Source organism: Methanobrevibacter sp., assembly GCF_045126245.1.
Classification (GTDB): Archaea; Methanobacteriota; Methanobacteria; order Methanobacteriales; family Methanobacteriaceae; genus Methanocatella.
On the sequence record NZ_JBGVOG010000082.1, the window covers coordinates 1 to 20947 of the forward strand.

Sequence of the window (20947 nt, forward strand, 5' to 3'; positions counted from 1 at the left end):
TCATCTTTTAAAATGCGTTCATCATCATTGCTGTGATCAACATAAATATAATCATCATCAGAACCCAAATCAACCTCAGGCTCATCAATAGCATCTTTTTTAGATGATTTTTTAGAGGTTTTATCATCAGGATAATCTAAATCATCTTCTAAATCAGAATTTTCACCTATATCCTTACTAAATTTAAGGCCTGCGAATAGGGGATTTTTTTCCATCTTTTCTTCAGATTCCTCAGAACTGAAGAGTGATTTTATTCTATCCCGTATTGGATTGGAAGATTTTTCATCGAAAGCTTCATCGGAGTAATCCTTTTCATTTTCCCATACTTCGGCATTATCCTCTGGGGAAACTCCTTCATCGGATTCCCACACTTCAGCATCATCATTTTGGGAAGTGTTCTCATCATCAGTTTCCCATACTTCAGCATCATCCGAATTTTCACTATCTTCAACAATATCAGAATCCGTATCCACAGATTGTGATTTTATAGTTTCTGTAGCAGAATCATCAACTACAAATTCAGAATCATTTTCAACATAAACATCACTATAATCATTATTTTCTTCTTCAACGACCACAAACTCAGATTCATCTTTTTCATAGTCTTTAGAATCCTCTTTAGTTTCCTCAACTACAACATATTCAGATTCGCCGGCAGCAACATTATCTTCATTAACAGTTTCCTTTGGAGTCTCCTTATCGTCAAAGAATTCTGACGGGTCAATTCCACCCACATCAATAGGTTTTTCCAAAACATCATCACCATCATCGACCTTTTCAACTTCAACAAAATCGCTCGGTCCGATGTCTTCAGGGTTGACTTCCTGTGATTCCTCTTGAGCTTTTCTTTCAGCCTCTTCTCTTTCACGTGCAAGACGCAATTCCTCCGCTTTCTTTTCAGCTTCCAATCTGCGTTTTTCAGCCAATTTTTTAGCCTCTTCAGATTTGCGTTTTTCCTCTTCACGGGCTTTTTTAATGGATTTTTCAACATTTTCAAGTAATTTCTTACGGCCAAGATCCCTATTTCTATACCAGTCTGTAGACCATAGGTGATACAGTTTCCAGCCCAAACCTGTCAATACCTGTTCACGGAGCCTGTCCCTGTCACGAGCCACCTTACTTGACGAATACATCTTTCCATCAGTTGTTATTCCCAAAATGTATTTTCCAGGGTTTTCATCATCAACAATAGCCAAATCCACTCTGAAGCCTGCACATCCAATTTGCCTATCAACTGTATAGCCGTTCTCTTCCAAAAAGCTGGCGATTGCATCTTCAAACGGCTCTTTTGTATAATCTCCTGCACCTTGAGTTCCCAATGTCAGGTTTTCAGCATATTCCAAAAATTCCTTAAGTGATTTTACACCATAAGGAGGATTTGCTGTTAACTTCATGTCATAAGCTTTAAAGTTTGAAAATACTACACATTTTTCCCTAGCACGTGTAATCAATACATTAAGACGTCTTTCCCCACCATCCTGATTTAAAGGACCGAAGTTGAGTGACATCTTTCCCTCATTGTCGAAACCGTAACCGACACTAATTAGAATGACATCCCTTTCATCCCCTTGAATTGTTTCGAGGTTTTTGACAAAGAACCTTTCTTCCTTATTTTCTGAGAATAACGGTTCATATTGAGGATATTGTTTACGCTTTACCTCCAAGGCTTCCAAAATTGCGTTCTTTTGTGCAACTGAAAATGTTCCAACACCCAAACTCTTTGTATCTCCATATTTTTCAAAGTGATTGAAGATTTCTTCAACTACATCCTGCGCTTCCAGAGGGTTTGCAGATGATGAACCCCTATCATATGCAGTATTCGGGTTGTAATGGAATTTCAAACCCAGTTCAGGGTCTGAATGTGAAGGTGAAGGATAAACCAGCAAATCATCATCATAAAACTCACGGTTTGAGACTGTAATCAGGGATTCGTGACGTGAACGGTAGTGCCATTTAAGCATTTTAACTGGGAATGACAGCTTACACAAATGCAGAATACTTTCCATGTCCAGTGATGTCGCCTCTTCCTCATCGCTGTCTGCATCTGACATCTGGTCGAAAAATGATGTCGGAGGCAATTGCTGTGTATCTCCCATAACAACAGCTGTTTTTCCTCTCATGAATGCGCCAAGCGCATCCTCAGGCTTTACCTGACTTGCCTCATCGAAAATAACAACATCAAACTGAAGTTCTTCATTTGTCGGATCCAAATATTGTGCAATTGACAACGGACTCATCATGAAACAAGGTTTAATCTGTTTTATCATTCCGCCAGCCTTTTCCAAGAGTTTTCTAACTGGCATATGACCGCTTTTTCTTGTAAATTCTCCTGCAAGGATTTTAGCTTGTGGATTTTCGGTTCCACCAAATATTTTTGGAATGTTGCTGTTTAATTTCTGGAAAATTCTCTTACGATTTAAAACCAGTATCTTTTTATCCAAATCCTTAAATTCACGTATTCTGTTTTCATGCAGTTCTCCAATGAACACAGCCAATTCGTGATTTTCAACAAATAATATATTTAAAAGTGAATCTGCAAAGTTTCCATCCACCAATGCGGGGATATCGTCCTTTTTAATGTTTCTCTTTTCAATGGCTTCCACAAATTTTTTGGCATCCCCACTTTCCAGAGCATTTTTGGTATTCAAGTATTGGGACCATAAATGGAGACTGGACAGCTGCCCTCTCCAATTGTACAATTGTTCCTGCCATGCCTCAAAACTTACATCGCCGGTTTCACGTTTGAAAATCAACTTGCTTCTTGGATTCAATTTATCCTTAAGCCTTGAAAGTACACGGACAAACTCCTCTCCGGAATCGATGTACTCTGCAAGGTCACGCTCAGGCTTGATGTCGAATAAATCCTTGCTCATCAAGTCTATTGTATTTTGGGAAAATGTTCCCTCACGGACAAGGGCTGAAAATTCGTTCATCCATTTTGCTATTGCCTTCAGGTCATTTGGATCGGCATTCAAGTGCCAATATCCGCCATAATATTTTCTACCCAATGCCTCATTGGCTTCCAGATTCTTTCTGATTTTGATTACGGCTTTTGCTTCCTGCAAGTCCCTTATGATATCATCAACACTTCCTGATACCGGCACTGCATAATACCTTTCCACAAGTTCAATGTGCTGCTTGCTGTTGAAGAAACGGAACTTTTTATTTGAAATGTTTCTTAACTCATATATCAATCGGTCAATATCTGCCTGGAAAATGCTTTGATTGAATTTGTTTAATATTCCGGAATATTTCTGGTACCTTTCAAGCTCTTGGATTAATCTGAATGCATCGTCATTGTTGTTATTCCATGCCCCGGACTTGATGATGTTTCCGTCTATCAGTTCGGCATTTTGTGATTTGATAATTTCGAAAGCCGAAAGGGAATTCTGGAATTCGTTTAAGGTATCAGGCTTTTTAATTCCGTAAATGTCATAAACCCTTCCACGCTCGACCAGGAAATTATCCAATGCATGCAAACAGTCGTTGATAAGCATTTCGATTTCCCTTAAATCCGCCGGAAGCAAGCTCTTTGGAGCGCACTTACTCCAAGGATTTTCCTTTGAAATGGTCTGATACAGTTCAGCCAGGTTTTCAAGGGATACCTTCATGTCATCCAAATCCTTTAAGGTGATGTCCTCAGGATTTTGGAATCTTACCAATGGCATCAAAGCATTTTTTCTTGAAAAGTAATCATCTGCGGATTCCTTCATTCCATACAATTGGAACGGAGATAGTTTAACGGCAAATGCAGGCCTGTGAATAATTTGAGAATAATCATCAAGCTGGCGACGCAGTGTCTCCAGTTTGCGGATAGTATGGTCTATGTTTAACGGCTCCTGGGCACGCACATTGGTTGCTTTCTGAAGATCCTTCAGGAATTTTTTACGTCTGGTTTTATGTGAGTGCAACTCCAAGACAAACTTGCCCAAACCTACAGCGGTCAGCCTGTCCTTTACAACATCAAGAGCAGCCATCTTTTCTGATACAAATAAAACTGACTTGCCTTCAGCAAGAAGTTCTGCTATCAGATTAACGATAGTCTGTGACTTACCAGTTCCAGGAGGTCCTTCCACAACCAGATTGCGACCTGCCTTGACATCCTGGATAGCAGCAATCTGAGATGAATCAGCATCCAGAACCTGATACATGCTTCTGTATTCAAGCTGTGAATCGATGTCCTCTTCCCTGAATGCTTCCTGATCGTTTTTGGCAGGATTGAAAATGGCCTGTATCAGTTCATTCTTGGTCAAATCAACATTTTCAGCCCATGCATCAGGGTTCAAATCATTATACATAACAAATTTTGTAAAGCTAAAGAAACCTAAAGCCACATCACTGTTGACTTTCCATCCGTCCATTCTGCTGACGGCACGTCTTACGCTTGCGATATAATGGTCAATGACTTCACCATATCTCTTGAATTGGAAATTTGGAAGCTCTATTCCCGCCTCCAACAACTTGGCTTTAAGTGAAATGTTAGTCTGAATATCCTCTCCAGTCCATTCAAGGTTGAATGATTCCCCAACCTTTTTCCTTTCCATTGAAACTGGAATCAACACCAAAGGCGCCTTGTTGACTTGTCTTGGCTTGGTTTTGTCTTTCCATTCCAAAAATCCTATTGCCAAATAAAGAATGTTATAACCCTGCTCCTGAAGCATTGTTTTGGCCTGGTTATTGATATAATATAATCTTTTCTGGAGCTCCTTTGGAGTCAGGTCAGTGGCTAATTTCTTGTCTCCTTCTGAAAACTTTGAAAAATCAAATGGAATGTGATCCCAAACTGATGATTTGTCTTCCTTTTTGTCTTTCTTATTGGCCACAAAATACATTTTGTTTTCCTGCAGGACCAATGTCTGAAAAAGGTTTGTAGGAGACTGATTTGTGATAGTGATAGTTTTAGCCCTTGTTTTAAAGTTAAGAAGTTGATTTCTTAAAGTTAAATCCAATAGCTCCTTACGTAAGTTTTTAAATTCCTTTTCGATTAAATTTGATGATTTATTCAACATGATGACCCTTGTAGTGTTTAAAAATTTAAAAATACAATATATAAGTATATTAATATTAATTAATAAAGTTTTCTAAAAGTAAATTAAAGCTATAATTCAAGGTTATATTTAGATTATTGGAAAATTAATAAGCAATATCAAAAAAATAATTAAATCCTTTTCAAATCTTTAAAAATAGTATCCCTACTAATTATGTGTTGCAATTATAATTTAATTAATTGGTTTGAGATATGCAACCATCATATATTTTAAAAAAAAAAGTTGTTTAGGGAGTTCATTAAATCCCCAAAGCCATTTAATTGGAAATTGCATCCAATTTCTGTTTGAGCTTACTAATTTCAGCATCCTTTTGTTGATTTTCCTTTTTTAACTCGTCGATTAAATCTTCACAATCAAGAATTCTTCTGATGTAAAACTCATCGACATATGCCATGATGTCGTTGTCTCGAATAATCTTTTCAATATATTCAAACAGATCATCGTCTTTTGCATGAAGTATTGCAATACCATAAAATATAGGCAGGTAATGAAGCTGCAAATCAAGTTCACAGTCATCTATGAAATCTTCAATAGCAGTCAATACACCATTTTTAGGAGTGTTTTCCTCTTTTGCTTTATATAGGGGAGTTTTTAAGCTATTGACTTCCAGCCTTTCGCATTCCTCATCAGATATTACTTTAATATATTCGTTCTGGTATTCTTCAGGAATGTCATCAGGATTGTAATAAGCGTCTCTTCTACCGTACGGCCAGGAAGCATCATGCAAGAACACCACCGGGAAATTATCTTGATTGAATTTGGAGTTAATGCACTGAAGCTCATTGTATACAGTATACCAGTTATGATCACCATCAACTAAAATACAGTCATAACCTTCAAGAAGAGGCAGAGATTCTAAACTTAATGTTTTATAAATCTTAAAATGACCTTCATACTCCTTTTCAAAAGCAGATGCATCAAACATAGGTTCAGGGTCAATTGAAGTTAGTTCACCGCCATTTTCCATGCAATATTCCAAAATGTTTTTAGTATTTATTCCCTTCTCGGAACCTATCTCAACAATTGACTTGATATGTTCATGCTTGAAAATCGGAAGTATTATATTTTCCCACACTCTTTTCATTGTCTCACCAGTTAAAATTTTTCCTATATAATAAAATAAAATCATCAAATGATAAAAAGTTTACTTACCCCTCTGTTAAATCAGTCCCCAGTGAATTTCTTAATTTCAGGAACTATGATTTTCAGTGCTTCTGTAGAAAACATATTGTTATGTTCTGCAGGAACCCCCACAACATAAAACTTATCTTCATCGAAGTAATCTTCAAATCCGCCTGCCTTTTTAGAAAATACATAATCAAACAATTTAGCTGCAGTTTCACTGAGTTCACCCTCAGGTCTTCTGGTTCCCTTGAAGTAAATTGTTTCACCATCATAAAACTTGAGCTTATAGCTTAACCATATCTTTACGGATAGATTTGCATGGAAAACCATATATTCCATATCCTCATCCTTAGGAGTCAATGCTCCCTCCTTTTGATATTTACGTGCATATAATATTTGATCTTGAATGACCAAATCCTGCAGTTGCTCATCTTCAATATAATGTGCATCAAATATTATCAGCTTTTCAACCTTTTCGTTTTGTTGCTTAAGCTGCTGAGCTATCTCAAGTGCAATCGCCCCTCCAAAGCAAAGACCGCCTATATAATACGGTCCTTCGGGCTGAATGCTCTTTATGATTTTTATGTATTTTGATGCGAATTCCTCAATGCTTGTAAGCGGATTTTCCTTGTGGTTTATGTTATACGGTTCGATTACTGAAAATGAGTAATCATCCTTTAACTGCTCGGCAATATAATAAAAGAACTCGCTTCCATAGTTTGCAGAGTGAATGAAGAACAGATTTTTCTTATTCGGATGATTTGAAAATATCTTAATATCATCTCTATAATCATTTTCATCACATGATGTGGCAATTTCATCCAAAGTCTTTAAAAATTCATTTGCAAACTCCTGCATATCCTCTCTTGAAAATCTTTCGCAATTATATTCCAAATTAAAATGGGTTTCACGACTTAGTGAATAACCGTTCATTGCTATATCAGTGCCGTAATTATTTTCAACTGCAATAATATCTTCCATATTAGGATTATATTTAGCAACAAACATTTCCCCTGTTTTGAGCTTATTCATTTCACCCAGATAATTGAAGGTGAATAAAGGAAGTTCCTCGATTTCAATACCCATCAAAGGAGGGTAACCGAATCCATCATGTGGAATCCTGTCCAAAATCTCTGCAACATCATAGATTATCTGTGTAATTTCACTGCACTCTGATTCAAGAACTACAGGATAACAATTGGTAAACCAGCCAACTGTCCTGTCAATTAAAATGTCCTCATCAAAATCATGACGTCCATGACCCTCCATTCTAACGGAAAGCTTATCATCACCCATGACACTATTCCATGCCTTTAAAACAGCGGATAAAAATATTCCGTTGATGGAAGAATTATAGTTTTTAGGAGCATTGTTCAAAAGCAGGGAACTTTTATCCTTCGAAAATCTTAACAGTAATTTCTCACGTTTTCTTATTTGTGAACTAATTTCCGTATGCTTTATTTCCATCATGGATTCTAACGTATCTGTCCAATAAGGTTTTTCCTTCAATAGCTCTTCATCACTGCGATATTTATTAATGGCCCTTGCATAATCCTGATACGAACTGGTTTTGTTAGGCAATCTTATCTCCTTATTGTTAAGCAGTTGCGCGTAGGCAAGATTCAAGTCTTCAACGATTATCCTCCATGAGACGCCATCAACAAGAAGGTGATGAATGACAATCAATAAATAGTCCATATCATTTTCACAGAATAATGCCAATTTAATCAGAGGACCATCGGAAATATTTATTTCACTATTAATCCTTATTGATTCACTTCTGTAATCTGTGGAGTCACATTTTTCTATTGTGAAATATTCTTCATCGTTTATCGGCCTGACGAATATCTTTTCATCTTTAACATTCGCCCTCAGCAAGTCATGATGGTTTAAAACAACCGACATTGCTTTTTTAAGAATATCCTCATCAATCTTTTGTGATGATTCGAAAAACAAGGCCTGATTGAAATAAGAAGGATTTTTAAAGTTTGAATCAAAGAAATGCTGAACGATAGGAGTTGTATCGACAAAACCCTCAAAGGCATCCTGAGATACCTTATTGATTGACAGTTTAAACTGTGCATTTTCAGCTATCCTTTTAACGGATTGATTGTCTAAAACATCCTTAACGTTTATATTGATGTTGGACTCTCTTAATTTAACTATCAGCATCATTACGCTGATTGAGTCCCCGCCCAATGATGAAAACTCTTCATTACGGCCAATCGGTCTGGAAATACCTAAAACTTCTGAAAATCCATGGGCTATAGCATGTTCAAAATAGGATTGTGGAGCTTCATAATCCCCGTCGCTTTCAATGTTTATTTGAGGAAGCCTTTTTCGGTCTACCTTGCCGTTAATGTTTAATGGAATTTTATCAAGACTGATTACGTGTGACGGCACCATATATTGCGGTTTTTTAGATGAAACGTAATCCTGAACAGACTCTTTTAGATTGATGACAGGGCGGGATGGAACAACATATACGACAAGTTCATTGTTCAACCCGTTTTTGACTGTTTGGACTGTAACATCATCCACATAATCAATTTCACGAATGATAAATTCAAGTTCTGAGAGTTCCACACGGTTTCCTCTGATTTTTACCTGATTGTCACGGCGCCCCATAATTGCAAATGACCCATCACGCAATACCTTTGCCATATCTCCAGTACGATACATCACATTATAACCGTCACTGCCATCAAATGGATTGTCAACAAATGATTCAATATTCTTTTCAACATTGTTGATATAACCCCTAGCTATCTGATGGCCTGCAAGATACAACTCGCCAATAGCCCCAACGGGTATGCGCCTTAACTCCTCATCCAAAACATATGCCTTTGTGTTATAGACCAGATTACCTACTGAGGAATAATCTGTCTTATCGGAATTATTGCTTGATGCAACAAAAACAAAGGCCTCAGTCGGACCATAAATATCAATTAAATCATAATCTTCGGGACTTTCAAATTCGCCCAATTTTTCACCGCCAACAACCAGAACGTTTAAGGAAGTCTTTTCAATACTCTGCATAAAGAGCTTGCCGACCTGAGTTGTGATGAATGTTTGGGTAACACCCTGATTCATGTAGTATTCATTCAATTTAAACACGTTTAGACGGATGTCACTCGGAACTACAGACAGTGCCGCGCCGGCATAGATTGTGGATAAAATCGCATGGGATCCCGCATCAAAACCTATGGATGCATACATTCCAAAAACATCGTGGTTAGAGAGATTATAGGTATCAGCATAATATGCAGAAATATTCAGAGATGATTTTCTTGTCACTTCAACACCTTTAGGAAGGCCTGTACTTCCGCTTGTATATAAAATACATGCCAACTCTCCGCCTATAACATCAAGATGATTTAATATTCCCATTTCTGATGAAATATCAGATATGTTTACAATGCGATTATTTGGATATAACTTTAAAGCACGCTCGTAAGTCTCGTCACTTGCCAGTATCACATCACAACCTGTGTCTTTTACCATGAATTTCAAACGTTCATCAGGCAGATTGTCATCCAGAGGAACGTAAACTCCCCCCATAGACATTATGGCCAAAATACAGAACATATATAACTGTGAACGTTCAACCAAAAATCCTACATTATCCTGCGGACAAACACCCAATTCAACCAACCGTTTAGCTATTTTATCTGCAATATATGCGCCTTCCGCATAACTATAGCTAACATCGTTAAATGATACCAGTTGGCTGTCCGGATATTTTGATAGATTGTCATTGAATGCATCGATAATATCATCATATCCTATTGTATGTTCCGTATGATTGATATCATCCAGAATTTCCAAATCAGATTCTTTGATATAACTGATTTCGGATAAATCTCTAACAGTGAACATTTCCTTTAAAATTAATTTAAAGGAATCCGCAAACTGCCTTACGAATTCATCCGAGAACCTGTTTGAATGGAAAATTTTAATTCCCATCTTATTGGTGTCAATGTTGAATATGTAGAATACAATGTCCCCAAAGGCATCGTGTGTTAATCCCTCAATTTTATAGTCAAATTTATCGCAGAATTCATTGTAAAAAAGATCAGGGGCATACTGGAATACTATATTTGAATTTAAATCGAAATCATTAACCAGATGGTGTAAAGGATAAGCATCATATTTCATGAGCGAATTGATTAAACTTGAAGAATACTCAAGAAAAGAATTTACATCCTGATTTGCACAGTCCATCAGTACCGGGAGATTTTTAGCATACATCCCCACCGAATCTGATAAATCAATATGGCCTCTGCCGTCTTCAACAATGTTAAACAGAACTTTTGTAGAACATGCAAACTTCGATAAGGCATATCCGAAGACAGATGCAAAGAACTGGTTGTGAGTTATGAGATGGCTTTGCAAAAATGATGTCAGATACTCATCATCAATATCAAATGTATCTGTGTAAATTGATTCCTCACCGTCTAAAGGAGGTAACAGATCATGAACCTCATCTCTACTGGCCAACATGCCATGCAGGAAATCCTCAGCATCATTTAAATAATCAGGACTGATGGTCTCTTCAAATGAAACCTGTCTTAAAATTCCATTATCGACAAAATCGGTTTCATCACCATTCAGAATAGAATTCAGCTGCTCCAGGAAGATATTCAATGAGGTACCATCAAAAATCATATGATGGAAATCACAGCATAAATAATTAGACGAATCATCTTCCACTATCAAAAACCTGGACAGGCATTTATCCAGTTCAAAAGGCCTGACAAAAGAATCAATATCGCTTAGAAATCCTTCAGTGATTTCTATTTCAGCATCGAAAACACACTTAGGCAAATCCCCTTCATCAACTACAACACGGGATTTGAAGATAGGATATACTTCAATCAGCTTGCCAATAGCCCTTTTAAACTCATCTGAGGAATATTTTTTCTTGAATTTAATCATGAATGAATTGTTGTATGCAGTGCCAACATCCTTAACCATTTCATCAAGAAATATATTTAACTGGGCACCAGATAGATGGCATCCTCCATCGAAAGTGTAATTTATTTCTTCACCAGTAATATGATGATTCAAGTTGAATTTGATGTAGTTTCCAATATTTGCTGGTGTGGAAAGCTCAATAATCTGATTTGAAGATAAACTTACATCCAATTTTTCTTTCAGTTCAAGCTGGAGTTTCATTGCAACCAATGAATTGCCCCCAAGAGATACAAAATCATCATCCAGGAAAACGGAAGATGTATTTAAAACCTTTTTAAATGAATCCAAAACAGATTTAAGGATTTCATCATCAATATGTGAACTGGAAGTTTCTCTAGAAATACTTTTCAATGCAAATTTGTCTATTTTTCCATTGACATTTAATGGTATCGAATCCAATTCAATGAAAAGTGAAGGAATCATATATCCCGGCAATTCACTTTTCAGTGCTTCCCTTACAATTTCAATATCCACATCATCATTTGTTGTATAGTATGCTGTGAGATTCTCATTGTCGACGTCCAGACAAACCTGTGAGATTGCATCATAACCGTTCATTATTCTAAGTATTTCATCAGATTCTATCCTAAAACCCCTAACAGATAACTGATCATCATTACGCCCTATAATTTCAATGTTACCGTCGAAATTATAATAACCCACATCTCCTGTGTGATATAATATCTTATTATCCTCACAATCTGCATATGGATTGTCAACATACCTTTGCCTTGTCATTTCAGGATTGTTGATATAACCCAGACTCAGATTATCTGTTGAAATGCAGATTTCACCGGCAACACCAACAGGCACCTCCATACAGTTTTCATCCAGAATATAAATCCAGGTATTGTCCAGAGGCTTTCCAATTGAAAAATCGCCTTCTTTTAAATTACAAACATGAGCTGTTGCTTTTATTTCTGTTGAACCGTATGCGTTGCATAATGTCTTATTGGTTTTTATGCTAGCCAACTGGTTCATTTTTGAACCTGCAGAAATAAGATAGTCTATCTGTATATTCTCATTCTCCAAAATAGGTTTTATTAAAACCGCCGGAAGAATTATGAAATGAAGAGGACAATCCTCAAGAGCCTTTATGAACAGTAAAAAGTCCTCACGTTCCTGTTCATTGAAAATTCTGGCAGAATTACCAAAATACAATGCCCAGAATATCCAATATACCCCTACAAAGCTAAAGCTTGAATAACACCCTATTGTGTCACAATCCCCCTGGGAGAAAATAATATGCGTATGAACATTGGCCATTCCACACAGCTGCTTGTTTGGAACCATTACACCTTTAGGAAGTCCTGTTGTACCAGAGGTAAACATGATGGCAAATAAATCATCAGCACCTCCATTTATTTCCACTTCAACATCCGAATCATATTTTAAATCTTCAATGCATATCTTATTTATATCCAAGTCCAAATCCTGCGCCATCTCATTTGTGGTTATTATATGTCTTGCCTGAGAGACATTTATCATCTGCTCAATACGTTTAGCAGGGTATTGTGTATCTATTGGAATTACTGTAGCTCCAATTTTATTTAAAGCCAAAACCATCTCCGGAAAATGATAATTCCTTTTAAGCATCAGGCCTACAGGAAAACCAAAATCAATACCATAATTATCATGTAAATCATGTGCAATTGAATTGGTGGACTTTTCCAGTTCACCATATGTTATCTGGTTTATACCGTCATCAACTGCAAGCTTATCAGGATTATTCTTTGCATTTTCGCGAAACATATATGCGAGAGTCTTATCCTTGTCATATTCCTTCCTTTTTCCTTTACAAAACTTTGATATTAACTGTTTTTCATCATCTGAGAGGATATCCATCTCCCTGCAAAGTTTATTAGGTGAGGCAATGATATTATCAATTAATGATTGGATATTAGCGGCCATATGCTCAATATACACATCCGAAAATAAATCAGTGTTGTAAATAAGTTCCATATAGTCGTCAAATAAGTTTAAAGTCAATGCAGAATTTTTTCCGTTTACAACATGGATATCTTCAAATTCAGTGAAGTCATAAATGTAATAGCCGGTTAAATTTTCATTGATATAATAATCGATGTCGACTTTAGTATGTTCCGCTAAACTGTCAAAAACACATCCAACATCTTTTAAATAATCAGTGAATGATTTTTCCCCATCATATTTGAGGTTTAATAATACATTTTTATCAAATGGCCCTATCTGATTTTTATTGCTTGGTTTGATTGTTTTTAAAAGACATCCTCCAGTTCTGTCAATTCTGGACAAATATAATGAAAACATTGCCAATATGAACCTAAATTTAGAAACATCATAATCATTTAAGAAGTTTGAAACCGATTCGTTTTCAAGAGGAATTTTTATTTTTCCATAGCTATCCGATTCAATATTGTAATATCTGACATGATTTCCAATATCTGACAGGCAATTATTCCAATAAGCCAAATCCTTTTCAAAATCAGAGGAGTTCAAATAATTATCAACATGATCATAATACTGGAGGGCCGCATTTTTTAAGGGGTTTTCATCAAATCCATTGAATAAATCATGAAATGCATTTATGGAGGAATAATCGAATATTGATGAGTGAATATTTGCTAAAACTGTTAATTTATCGTTGTTTTTTAAAACAAGAAATCTATATAACGAAACATCAACAATATTTTCAAAAGTAAAATCAAAAAAGGAATCCTTTATTAATCTAATGTTTTCACCAGATTCACCGCTAACATCTTCAATGAGGTAAATCTTATCATCATCTGTTGAATATGGCCTTAAATTTTCATCAAAGCGGATATTTAATCCATTTCCGATTTTATTGAAGATTGCATCCAATTGATATTTATCCAAATAACTGCTATCAAATTCAAATTTAATTTCGTAGCCTTCCATATAAATGCCCCCTCAAGCAATAAACAAAAATTTATTCAATATTTGATATATTAAAATTAAGATATAAATATTTCCAACTCAAAAGCATAAGATACAATCAAATGCCCCGTTTTCAATCCCCCGAATAAATAACTTATCCAAAACTAAATTCTACATGATTGCTCCACGGATTGAAACTATAATTATTTAAAAGACCCTATCCATAAATAATATTAAATTACTTAAAAGAATGTGTTTTTATGGAAAAGCTAGAAAAATATATCTTATTGGTCTCTTTTATCACATCATTTTCAACATTATTCCTGCTAAATGCTACTGCACTTGCAATGCCCAGCATAGGAAATGAATATATGATGAACAACGTTACCCAGAATTGGGCTTTGACAATGGTATCCATCTTTATTTCTGCATCAACTATTCCCGCAGGTCAGATTTGCAGTAAATACGGATGTAAAAAGGTATTCGTTATTGGATGTTTAATATTTCTTGTTGGTTTAATCATTTCCTGCATTTCCATCTCTCCGGAGATGTTTGTATTATCCAGAGCAATACAGGGTATTGGTTATGCTTTATATCTTGTTGCTGAAACAGCTATTATTGTCTTGGCAATCGATAAGAACAATCGTGGAAAATCATTGGGTATGGTTATTGTCGGTTCCTACCTCGGATGCATCACAGCACCATTGCTTGGAGGATATTTGATTAATAACTTCGGATGGAGATCAGTATTTTATATGATAATCCCATTAGTGATATTCTGTGGCGCAGTAACACTTTTAAAAGTTAAAAAAGAGTGGATTACCAATGAAAATGACAAAATGGATATTGTTGGCGGTTCACTATATGTAATTGGAATAATCTTATTTGTATACGGATTTTCCGATTTGCTTTCAATAACTGGAGGAGTATCTGCAATATTAGGTATTGCAATCCTCATAATATTCGGAATATATGAATACAGAGTAAAACTTCCAGTATTCAAAATCAAGTTATTTAAAAATAAGATATTTGCCGCATACAATCTAACCGGATTCTTCTGCTTTTTTGCAATTGCAGTGTTTGACGTGATATTCAACTATTATTTCCAGTATGCAAAAGGATGGGATCCTCAACTTACAGGACTTATACTTATTGTTCCGCCAATCATATTGGCAATAATTTCACCTAACTCAGGAAGGCTTTCAGATAAGATTCATCCACAGAAACTTTCCACAATAGGATTGGGAGTAATATTGGTTCCGCTTATTGGCTTGATTTTTTTAGATGTGACTACTTCAGTATATGCAGTCATAATCGCAATGGCTCTGATTGCTGTGGGAACAGGATTGTTCTCCATTCCAAATACAAATGCAGTTATGAGTTCTGTTCCTGAAGAACATGCACCTTACGCATCCGCAACACAAATTACATTAAGGTCTTGCGGACAGACAATGAGTTTGAGTCTTTTGACTCTCATATGTGCATTTGTCATGGGTACTTTACCGCTATCTAAAGAATATGCTGGATTATTTGTTGATTCCTTAAATATTATCGCCATTATCTGTACTGTTTTATGTATTATAGCAATCGCATTTTCAATATGGGGAATTAAGTTATCAACACGCAACAGTTAAATAGGGTTTTAAAAACCCTTTAAACTATTTTTTTATTTCCAATATTTTATCGAATTCCTCTTTTTCCATTCTTTTTATCGTATTCAAATCATCCAACAGTTTGTTTCTGTCCTTATTTACCAAATGAATTATTCCCCCAATTGTGGACAGGTCTACAGTTTTTGGATAAATTCTATTCTCACCAAGTGGTATGGTGGATATGACAGATTCCAAATCATTAAAAACAGTGTCTAAATTTGATTTGATTACAAAGCATTCCTCAGGTACAATCAAATCCTTTCCCATATACATATGGTCAATAATTACTGGCTTATCTATTTTTTCAAAGAATGCATCGGAACCCATATAAGCTTCAAGAGCAGCACCTGCATGATGTTCGCCCCAAATTTTATCTTCCACGAAATATAACTGTACACGGCCGTTTACCCTGCAGTTTACTTCCATGAGGACCGGACCTTTATCATCAACCTTATATTCTATATGGACTGCCCCATATTCAATTCCTATGGCTGAGATTACCTTTTTGTGATATTCCATGATTTTTTTAAAATCAGAGTCATTTTCATCAACCGCCAGTGCATGGTCATATATAGGGGCTCCTCCTTCGGATTTAATTTTATCGTATCGATATCCTGCAACAATCCTGTTTACTCCGTTGCATGAAACCGAATCAAGAGCATACTCCCTGCCGCCGATGTATTCCTGAATAATAATTTCATCATCATCTGAAGACATATCCTCATTAAGCTTTATCGCATCCCTTATTTCATCATCATTTCTGCAAATACAAACACCAACTGAAGCCCTGCCTACACTAGGCTTAATAACAACTTGAGAAGAACCAATTTCTGACATAAATTCCTTAGCATCTTCAAAAGACTTTATTGGCTTGCTTCTAATATACCTCAAATTTGCTTTTTTAAGGGACTCCTGCATACATTTTTTACTCATCATCTTGTCCAGGAGATTCGGATTATTGCCCGGCAAACCCAATTCATAAGACATTTTGTTTGCCCATGGAATACCCAAATCAGATGCAGGAATTATCAATAGAGGATCAAGCTGCCTTATCATTTCCAATGTTTTTTGATAACTTTCATCGGCCATAAGTATATCTGGTGATTCATCACAAACCAGAGAATAATTGAAATCATGCAAAAATCTTTGAAGTTCCCTTTCTTCCTTATCTTCATGATACAGCTCAACACATACTGGATTATAACCCAACTCTTTAATATCATGAATATAATTGACACCTGAAGAAATTGCCTCTATTACCACCATATTTTCCTTTTTCATTTTATGACTCCTAATAATAAATTGATTATGTCGTTTTAATAATATATAAATTAAAAATAAATAAATTTAACTACCATTACCTCAATAATGCCCATGGTTTTTCAGTTTTTCACTGGCTATTTTTGAAGCGAACCTTCCTGATTTTTCAATGGAAATATCTGTTAATCTTTTAGAGATATAAGCCGCCATATATGTGTCTCCGCAGCCTGTTGTGTCAACAACATTTTCACATTTTACCGCCTCAATTTTAATTTCACCCTCAGAAACAATTCTTGAACCATGACTTCCATTTGTTATGACCATTTCATCCACATCAAAGCATCCATCAATGATGTTTGCTTCTGCCTCATCCAGAAATATTGCAGTAACACCAGATAAAATACCACTTAATTCACCGAAGTTATCTAATTTAATAGTATAATTTTCATTAATTTGTATGCCGGGCAATCTTAAAAATCCCTGTATTGATAAAAAAATCGGAACATCAAAACTTTTCAAAAATTCTATTGTTTCAGCTGGAAAATCATACCTGTTTAGAGGATTTAAAACAAAGCCGTCAATTTCATCAGGCAAAATATTTTCCAAGTCGCTTCTTAAAATTGGAATGTCTGCAAAATTACTTGATTGCTCACGTATGTCAAGATTGTCTTCAAAGGGATATCTGTTTACAAAATAATGAGTATCATCCTTTAAAACTACTTTCACCTTATCCGAATTTGGAAAATCATTAACCAAATCAGAATCAGAACAGTTTACAATAGCCAAATAATCTTTATAAAACTTTTCAAAAACGAATGATTGATAGTAGGTTGCCCCACCTACTTTTTGAAACTCTTGCTCACCAATAACTACCAAATCATTTGTAACCGGTCCGATAACAACTAATGTCATAAGTTCTCCATTAAAATTTTAGTCAAGCTCGATTGTAATATCAACAACATGATATCTGTTTGAAATCGTATAAATCTCTTTTTTAATTTTTTCAGCATTTTTTCCAAAATCAACATTGACCTTCAATGTCATCACAGAGTCGATTCCGTCAAGTGACCAAATGTGAAAATCATCAATGGCCTCTACTCCGTCAATTGCTAAAATCTGACTTTTAAATTCAACGACATCAAAATAATTAGGTGTTTTTTGAAGCAAAACCTCAAATGACTTATATAGATTTCTTCCCAAGTTAAATATCAACCATAATGCAATTCCGATTGATACAAAAGGATCCAAGTATTGAGCGCCATCCCAAAACATTAGTATTAAACTTAAAGCCAAAATAGCCACCCACTCGAAGATGTCTCCAAGCTGGTGAATCAAGATTGCCTTTTCATTAAATGTTTCGCCGTCATGAAGGCGATGAACAGAAATTGATTTGAATATAATCCCAATAACTGCCACAATCAGCATTCCACCCGCATCAACACTTTCCGGAACAAATAATCTGGGAACCGCTTCCCTAAGAATTATGAATGCCATGATGATGATAAAAATGGAAATGATAACTGCTCCCAGAATGGAAAATCTCTGATATCCATAAGAATACTCATCAGTGGAATCCTTTTGAGAAACCTTTTCCAAAGCCCAGGCCAGAGCTATTGAAATGGTATCTGACATGTCATGGATACAGTCGGCGAGTATTGCCATACTGTTGGTTGCAAGTCCTCCGATTACAACCAATATATTGAAAGTTAGATTTATGAAAAAAACAAATGCTAAGTTTTCACCTGCTTTCTTGTGATGATGATGAGTATCAATTCTCATGATTATTACTATTTACAACAATGAAATAAAAAAGTTCCTTAAACTATTAATTAATATAATTAAAATATGTTTTAATTAATTTTCGAATAGATTTAAATAATTTAAAGATTAATAAAATAAATAGTGATTTAAAATGGCAATAGTTGGAACAACAATATTTTCACATATCCTTCCAGTAATTATTGGATTTTTCTCAATTTTATTAATTATAATTGGTTCTCTAGAAGAAGATAGGAACAAATTAGGTTTAGGCGTTGTATTATTCGTTATAGCCTGTGTGTTCCCATATCTGATTTTAAGTGTTCTAGTCTAGAATGATTATGGAACCATAAACACTTTTTTTAAAATATTTCACTGAGATGGTCTTTTTTTATAAAAAAAAAGTTAAAGGAGAGAATAAATCTCCTTTTTTATGATTATATTAAACTTTCAATGTATATGGTTTCGCTTGTTTGAGAAGGATTATACTTAGTGCCTCCTAAGAAAACGACAGTAACGGTATAATCTCCTGGTGCCAAATGGGCAACAGAAACACTAACCAGACCATACTCATCAGTCACAAGCTTGTAATATTCATTGTTTATAGTGACCCTAAGAGTGAAACCTTTAATGGCATCATCAGTATCCGAATTAATCAAACCTGCGAAAATTCTGCCGTCATCCTCATCATAACCCACTTCAACTGAAGTATTCGCAACAATAGGAATCTTAGCAGTTATTTTGGCAGCATTATACTTGGTACCACCCTTGAAAGTAACACTAACAGTATAAATAGTTCCCGGATCCAAATCAGCAGCAGAGATTCTGACCTGACCATTGGCATCAGTTACAAGCTTGTATGTTTCACCGTGAAGCTTGACATGGAGTGTGAAACCTTTAATGGCCTGACCGGTAGCATTATTGATTAAGGTTGCAACCATATCCTTAGTTTCAGCATCATAAAAGACTGAAACTGTAGTATCTGCAACAATAGGAACCTTCGCAGTCACTTTAGAAGCGTTATACTTGGTACCGCCATTGAATGTAACACCAACAGTATAAATAGTTCCAGGAGTCAAATCAGCAGCAGAAACCCTAACCTGACCATTAACATCAGTCACAAGCTTATAAGTCTCACCATGAAGCTTAACCTTTAAAGTATAGCCTTTAATGGTCTGACCGGTAGCGTTATTAGTCAAAACAGCAACCATCTCATTACTTTCAGCATCATAAAAGACAGTAATGTTTGTACCGGCTTTCAAAACAGTGAAAGTATCGTTAATAATTGCTGATTCATAATTTGGATTGTTGAAGGTAGCATTAGCCCAATAAAATCCAGGCTTCAATGAAACGGAAACATTTCCAACACCATCCACCACATCAACAGTTTCAAGTGTTCCATTGATGTTAAGAGTATAGTCGCCGTCAACATCAGCAGTCACAACAACAAACGCCCCAACACCATAAACAACATCACCAACACTGACAAGAGCATTATTGGATGCCTTCAAGATATTGACCATTTTTGAATCCATAGACCCACTAATGTTCACATTACCATAATTGAATGCAGTCACATTATACATTCCCGCAGGCAAAACAGGCAGAACAATAACACTTTCAGTCGTATTCTGACTAAATACAATGTTTCCATTTGAATCATACACAGTCACATTAACTGTTGTGAGGTTTTCACCACTTATCCCAACACTGATTGGATTGCCATAGACAGCTTCACTTTCCACATCAACATCGATTGTTGAATTTAAAGGCAATATTCTAATCATTTTGGAAACAGAACTGCCTATTATCCATAATGACCCCAAACTATTTACGGTTATGTTATAATATCCGGCAGGTAAATCAACAAATATCAAATCAGTGTAATTTTTACCTTCATTCAATGAGGGACTAATTAGTGGATCATCTAATGGCCCTGAACCATCATTTCTATTAATCTTTTCATATACAATCTCACCATCTTCATCAGTCATGACAATATAATACCCATCACAGTTTTCAGCAGTGAAATTGATGTAACAATCACCGTGAATAAATTCATTTTCTGCAGTGTTGATTCTTGCAGAAGAATAAATATTCCTTTCTAATGCGAGTGTAAGATTTATTCCAAAATAATAGTAGTAATCATCCTCATTATGAACCAAAATAAATTTTGGATTTCCCACATAGTTTATTAAGGATACATCTAAAAGCACAATCATCTGTCCATTGTCCATATAAGCGGTATAA

At 35.6% G+C, this 20947-nt stretch carries 9 protein-coding genes; 2 read left to right on the forward strand and 7 right to left on the reverse strand.

Annotated features, from left to right (window positions below; all coding sequences use genetic code 11):
- The 3 genes from ACJMLZ_RS06370 to ACJMLZ_RS06380 all read right to left on the reverse strand — a co-directional run.
- Positions 1 to 5009: DUF4011 domain-containing protein (locus ACJMLZ_RS06370; RefSeq protein WP_405304657.1), on the reverse strand; the 5009-nt coding region annotated here is incomplete at its 3' end.
- 295 nt (positions 5010 to 5304) lie between these two features.
- Entirely contained in the window at positions 5305 to 6132 is an 828-nt protein-coding gene (locus ACJMLZ_RS06375) for a class I SAM-dependent methyltransferase (protein WP_405304659.1), read from the reverse strand.
- Between the two features lie 80 nt (positions 6133 to 6212).
- The gene (locus ACJMLZ_RS06380; protein ID WP_405304661.1) at positions 6213 to 14048 is read right to left on the reverse strand and encodes a condensation domain-containing protein; all 7836 of its coding nucleotides are present in this window, start codon (positions 14046 to 14048) and stop codon (positions 6213 to 6215) included.
- Positions 14049 to 14287: 239 nt separating this feature from the next.
- On the opposite strand from ACJMLZ_RS06380, the gene ACJMLZ_RS06385 reads away from it, so the two are divergent.
- Complete coding sequence (locus ACJMLZ_RS06385) at positions 14288 to 15661, forward strand: MFS transporter (RefSeq protein ID WP_405304663.1); 1374 nt, start codon at positions 14288 to 14290, stop codon at positions 15659 to 15661.
- 24 nt (positions 15662 to 15685) lie between these two features.
- On the opposite strand, the gene ACJMLZ_RS06390 is transcribed toward ACJMLZ_RS06385, so the two are convergent.
- The 3 genes from ACJMLZ_RS06390 to ACJMLZ_RS06400 form a co-directional block, all read right to left on the reverse strand.
- The gene (locus ACJMLZ_RS06390) at positions 15686 to 16960 is read right to left on the reverse strand and encodes an ATP-grasp domain-containing protein (RefSeq protein WP_405304665.1); all 1275 of its coding nucleotides are present in this window, start codon (positions 16958 to 16960) and stop codon (positions 15686 to 15688) included.
- Between the two features lie 81 nt (positions 16961 to 17041).
- A complete protein-coding gene (locus ACJMLZ_RS06395; RefSeq protein WP_405304667.1) occupies positions 17042 to 17851 on the reverse strand; it encodes a PfkB family carbohydrate kinase in 810 nt (269 codons plus the stop codon).
- An 18-nt stretch (positions 17852 to 17869) separates the two neighbouring features.
- Entirely contained in the window at positions 17870 to 18718 is an 849-nt protein-coding gene (locus ACJMLZ_RS06400) for a cation diffusion facilitator family transporter (protein WP_405304669.1), read from the reverse strand.
- Between the two features lie 133 nt (positions 18719 to 18851).
- Here ACJMLZ_RS06400 and ACJMLZ_RS06405 point away from each other — a divergent pair, with 133 nt between their 5' ends.
- Positions 18852 to 19031, forward strand: coding sequence for a hypothetical protein (locus ACJMLZ_RS06405; RefSeq protein WP_405304671.1), 180 nt, complete (start codon positions 18852 to 18854; stop codon positions 19029 to 19031).
- A gap of 103 nt (positions 19032 to 19134) precedes the next feature.
- On the opposite strand, the gene ACJMLZ_RS06410 is transcribed toward ACJMLZ_RS06405, so the two are convergent.
- On the reverse strand, positions 19135 to 20947 hold a 1813-nt coding region (locus ACJMLZ_RS06410; RefSeq protein WP_405304673.1), incomplete at its 5' end, for a hypothetical protein.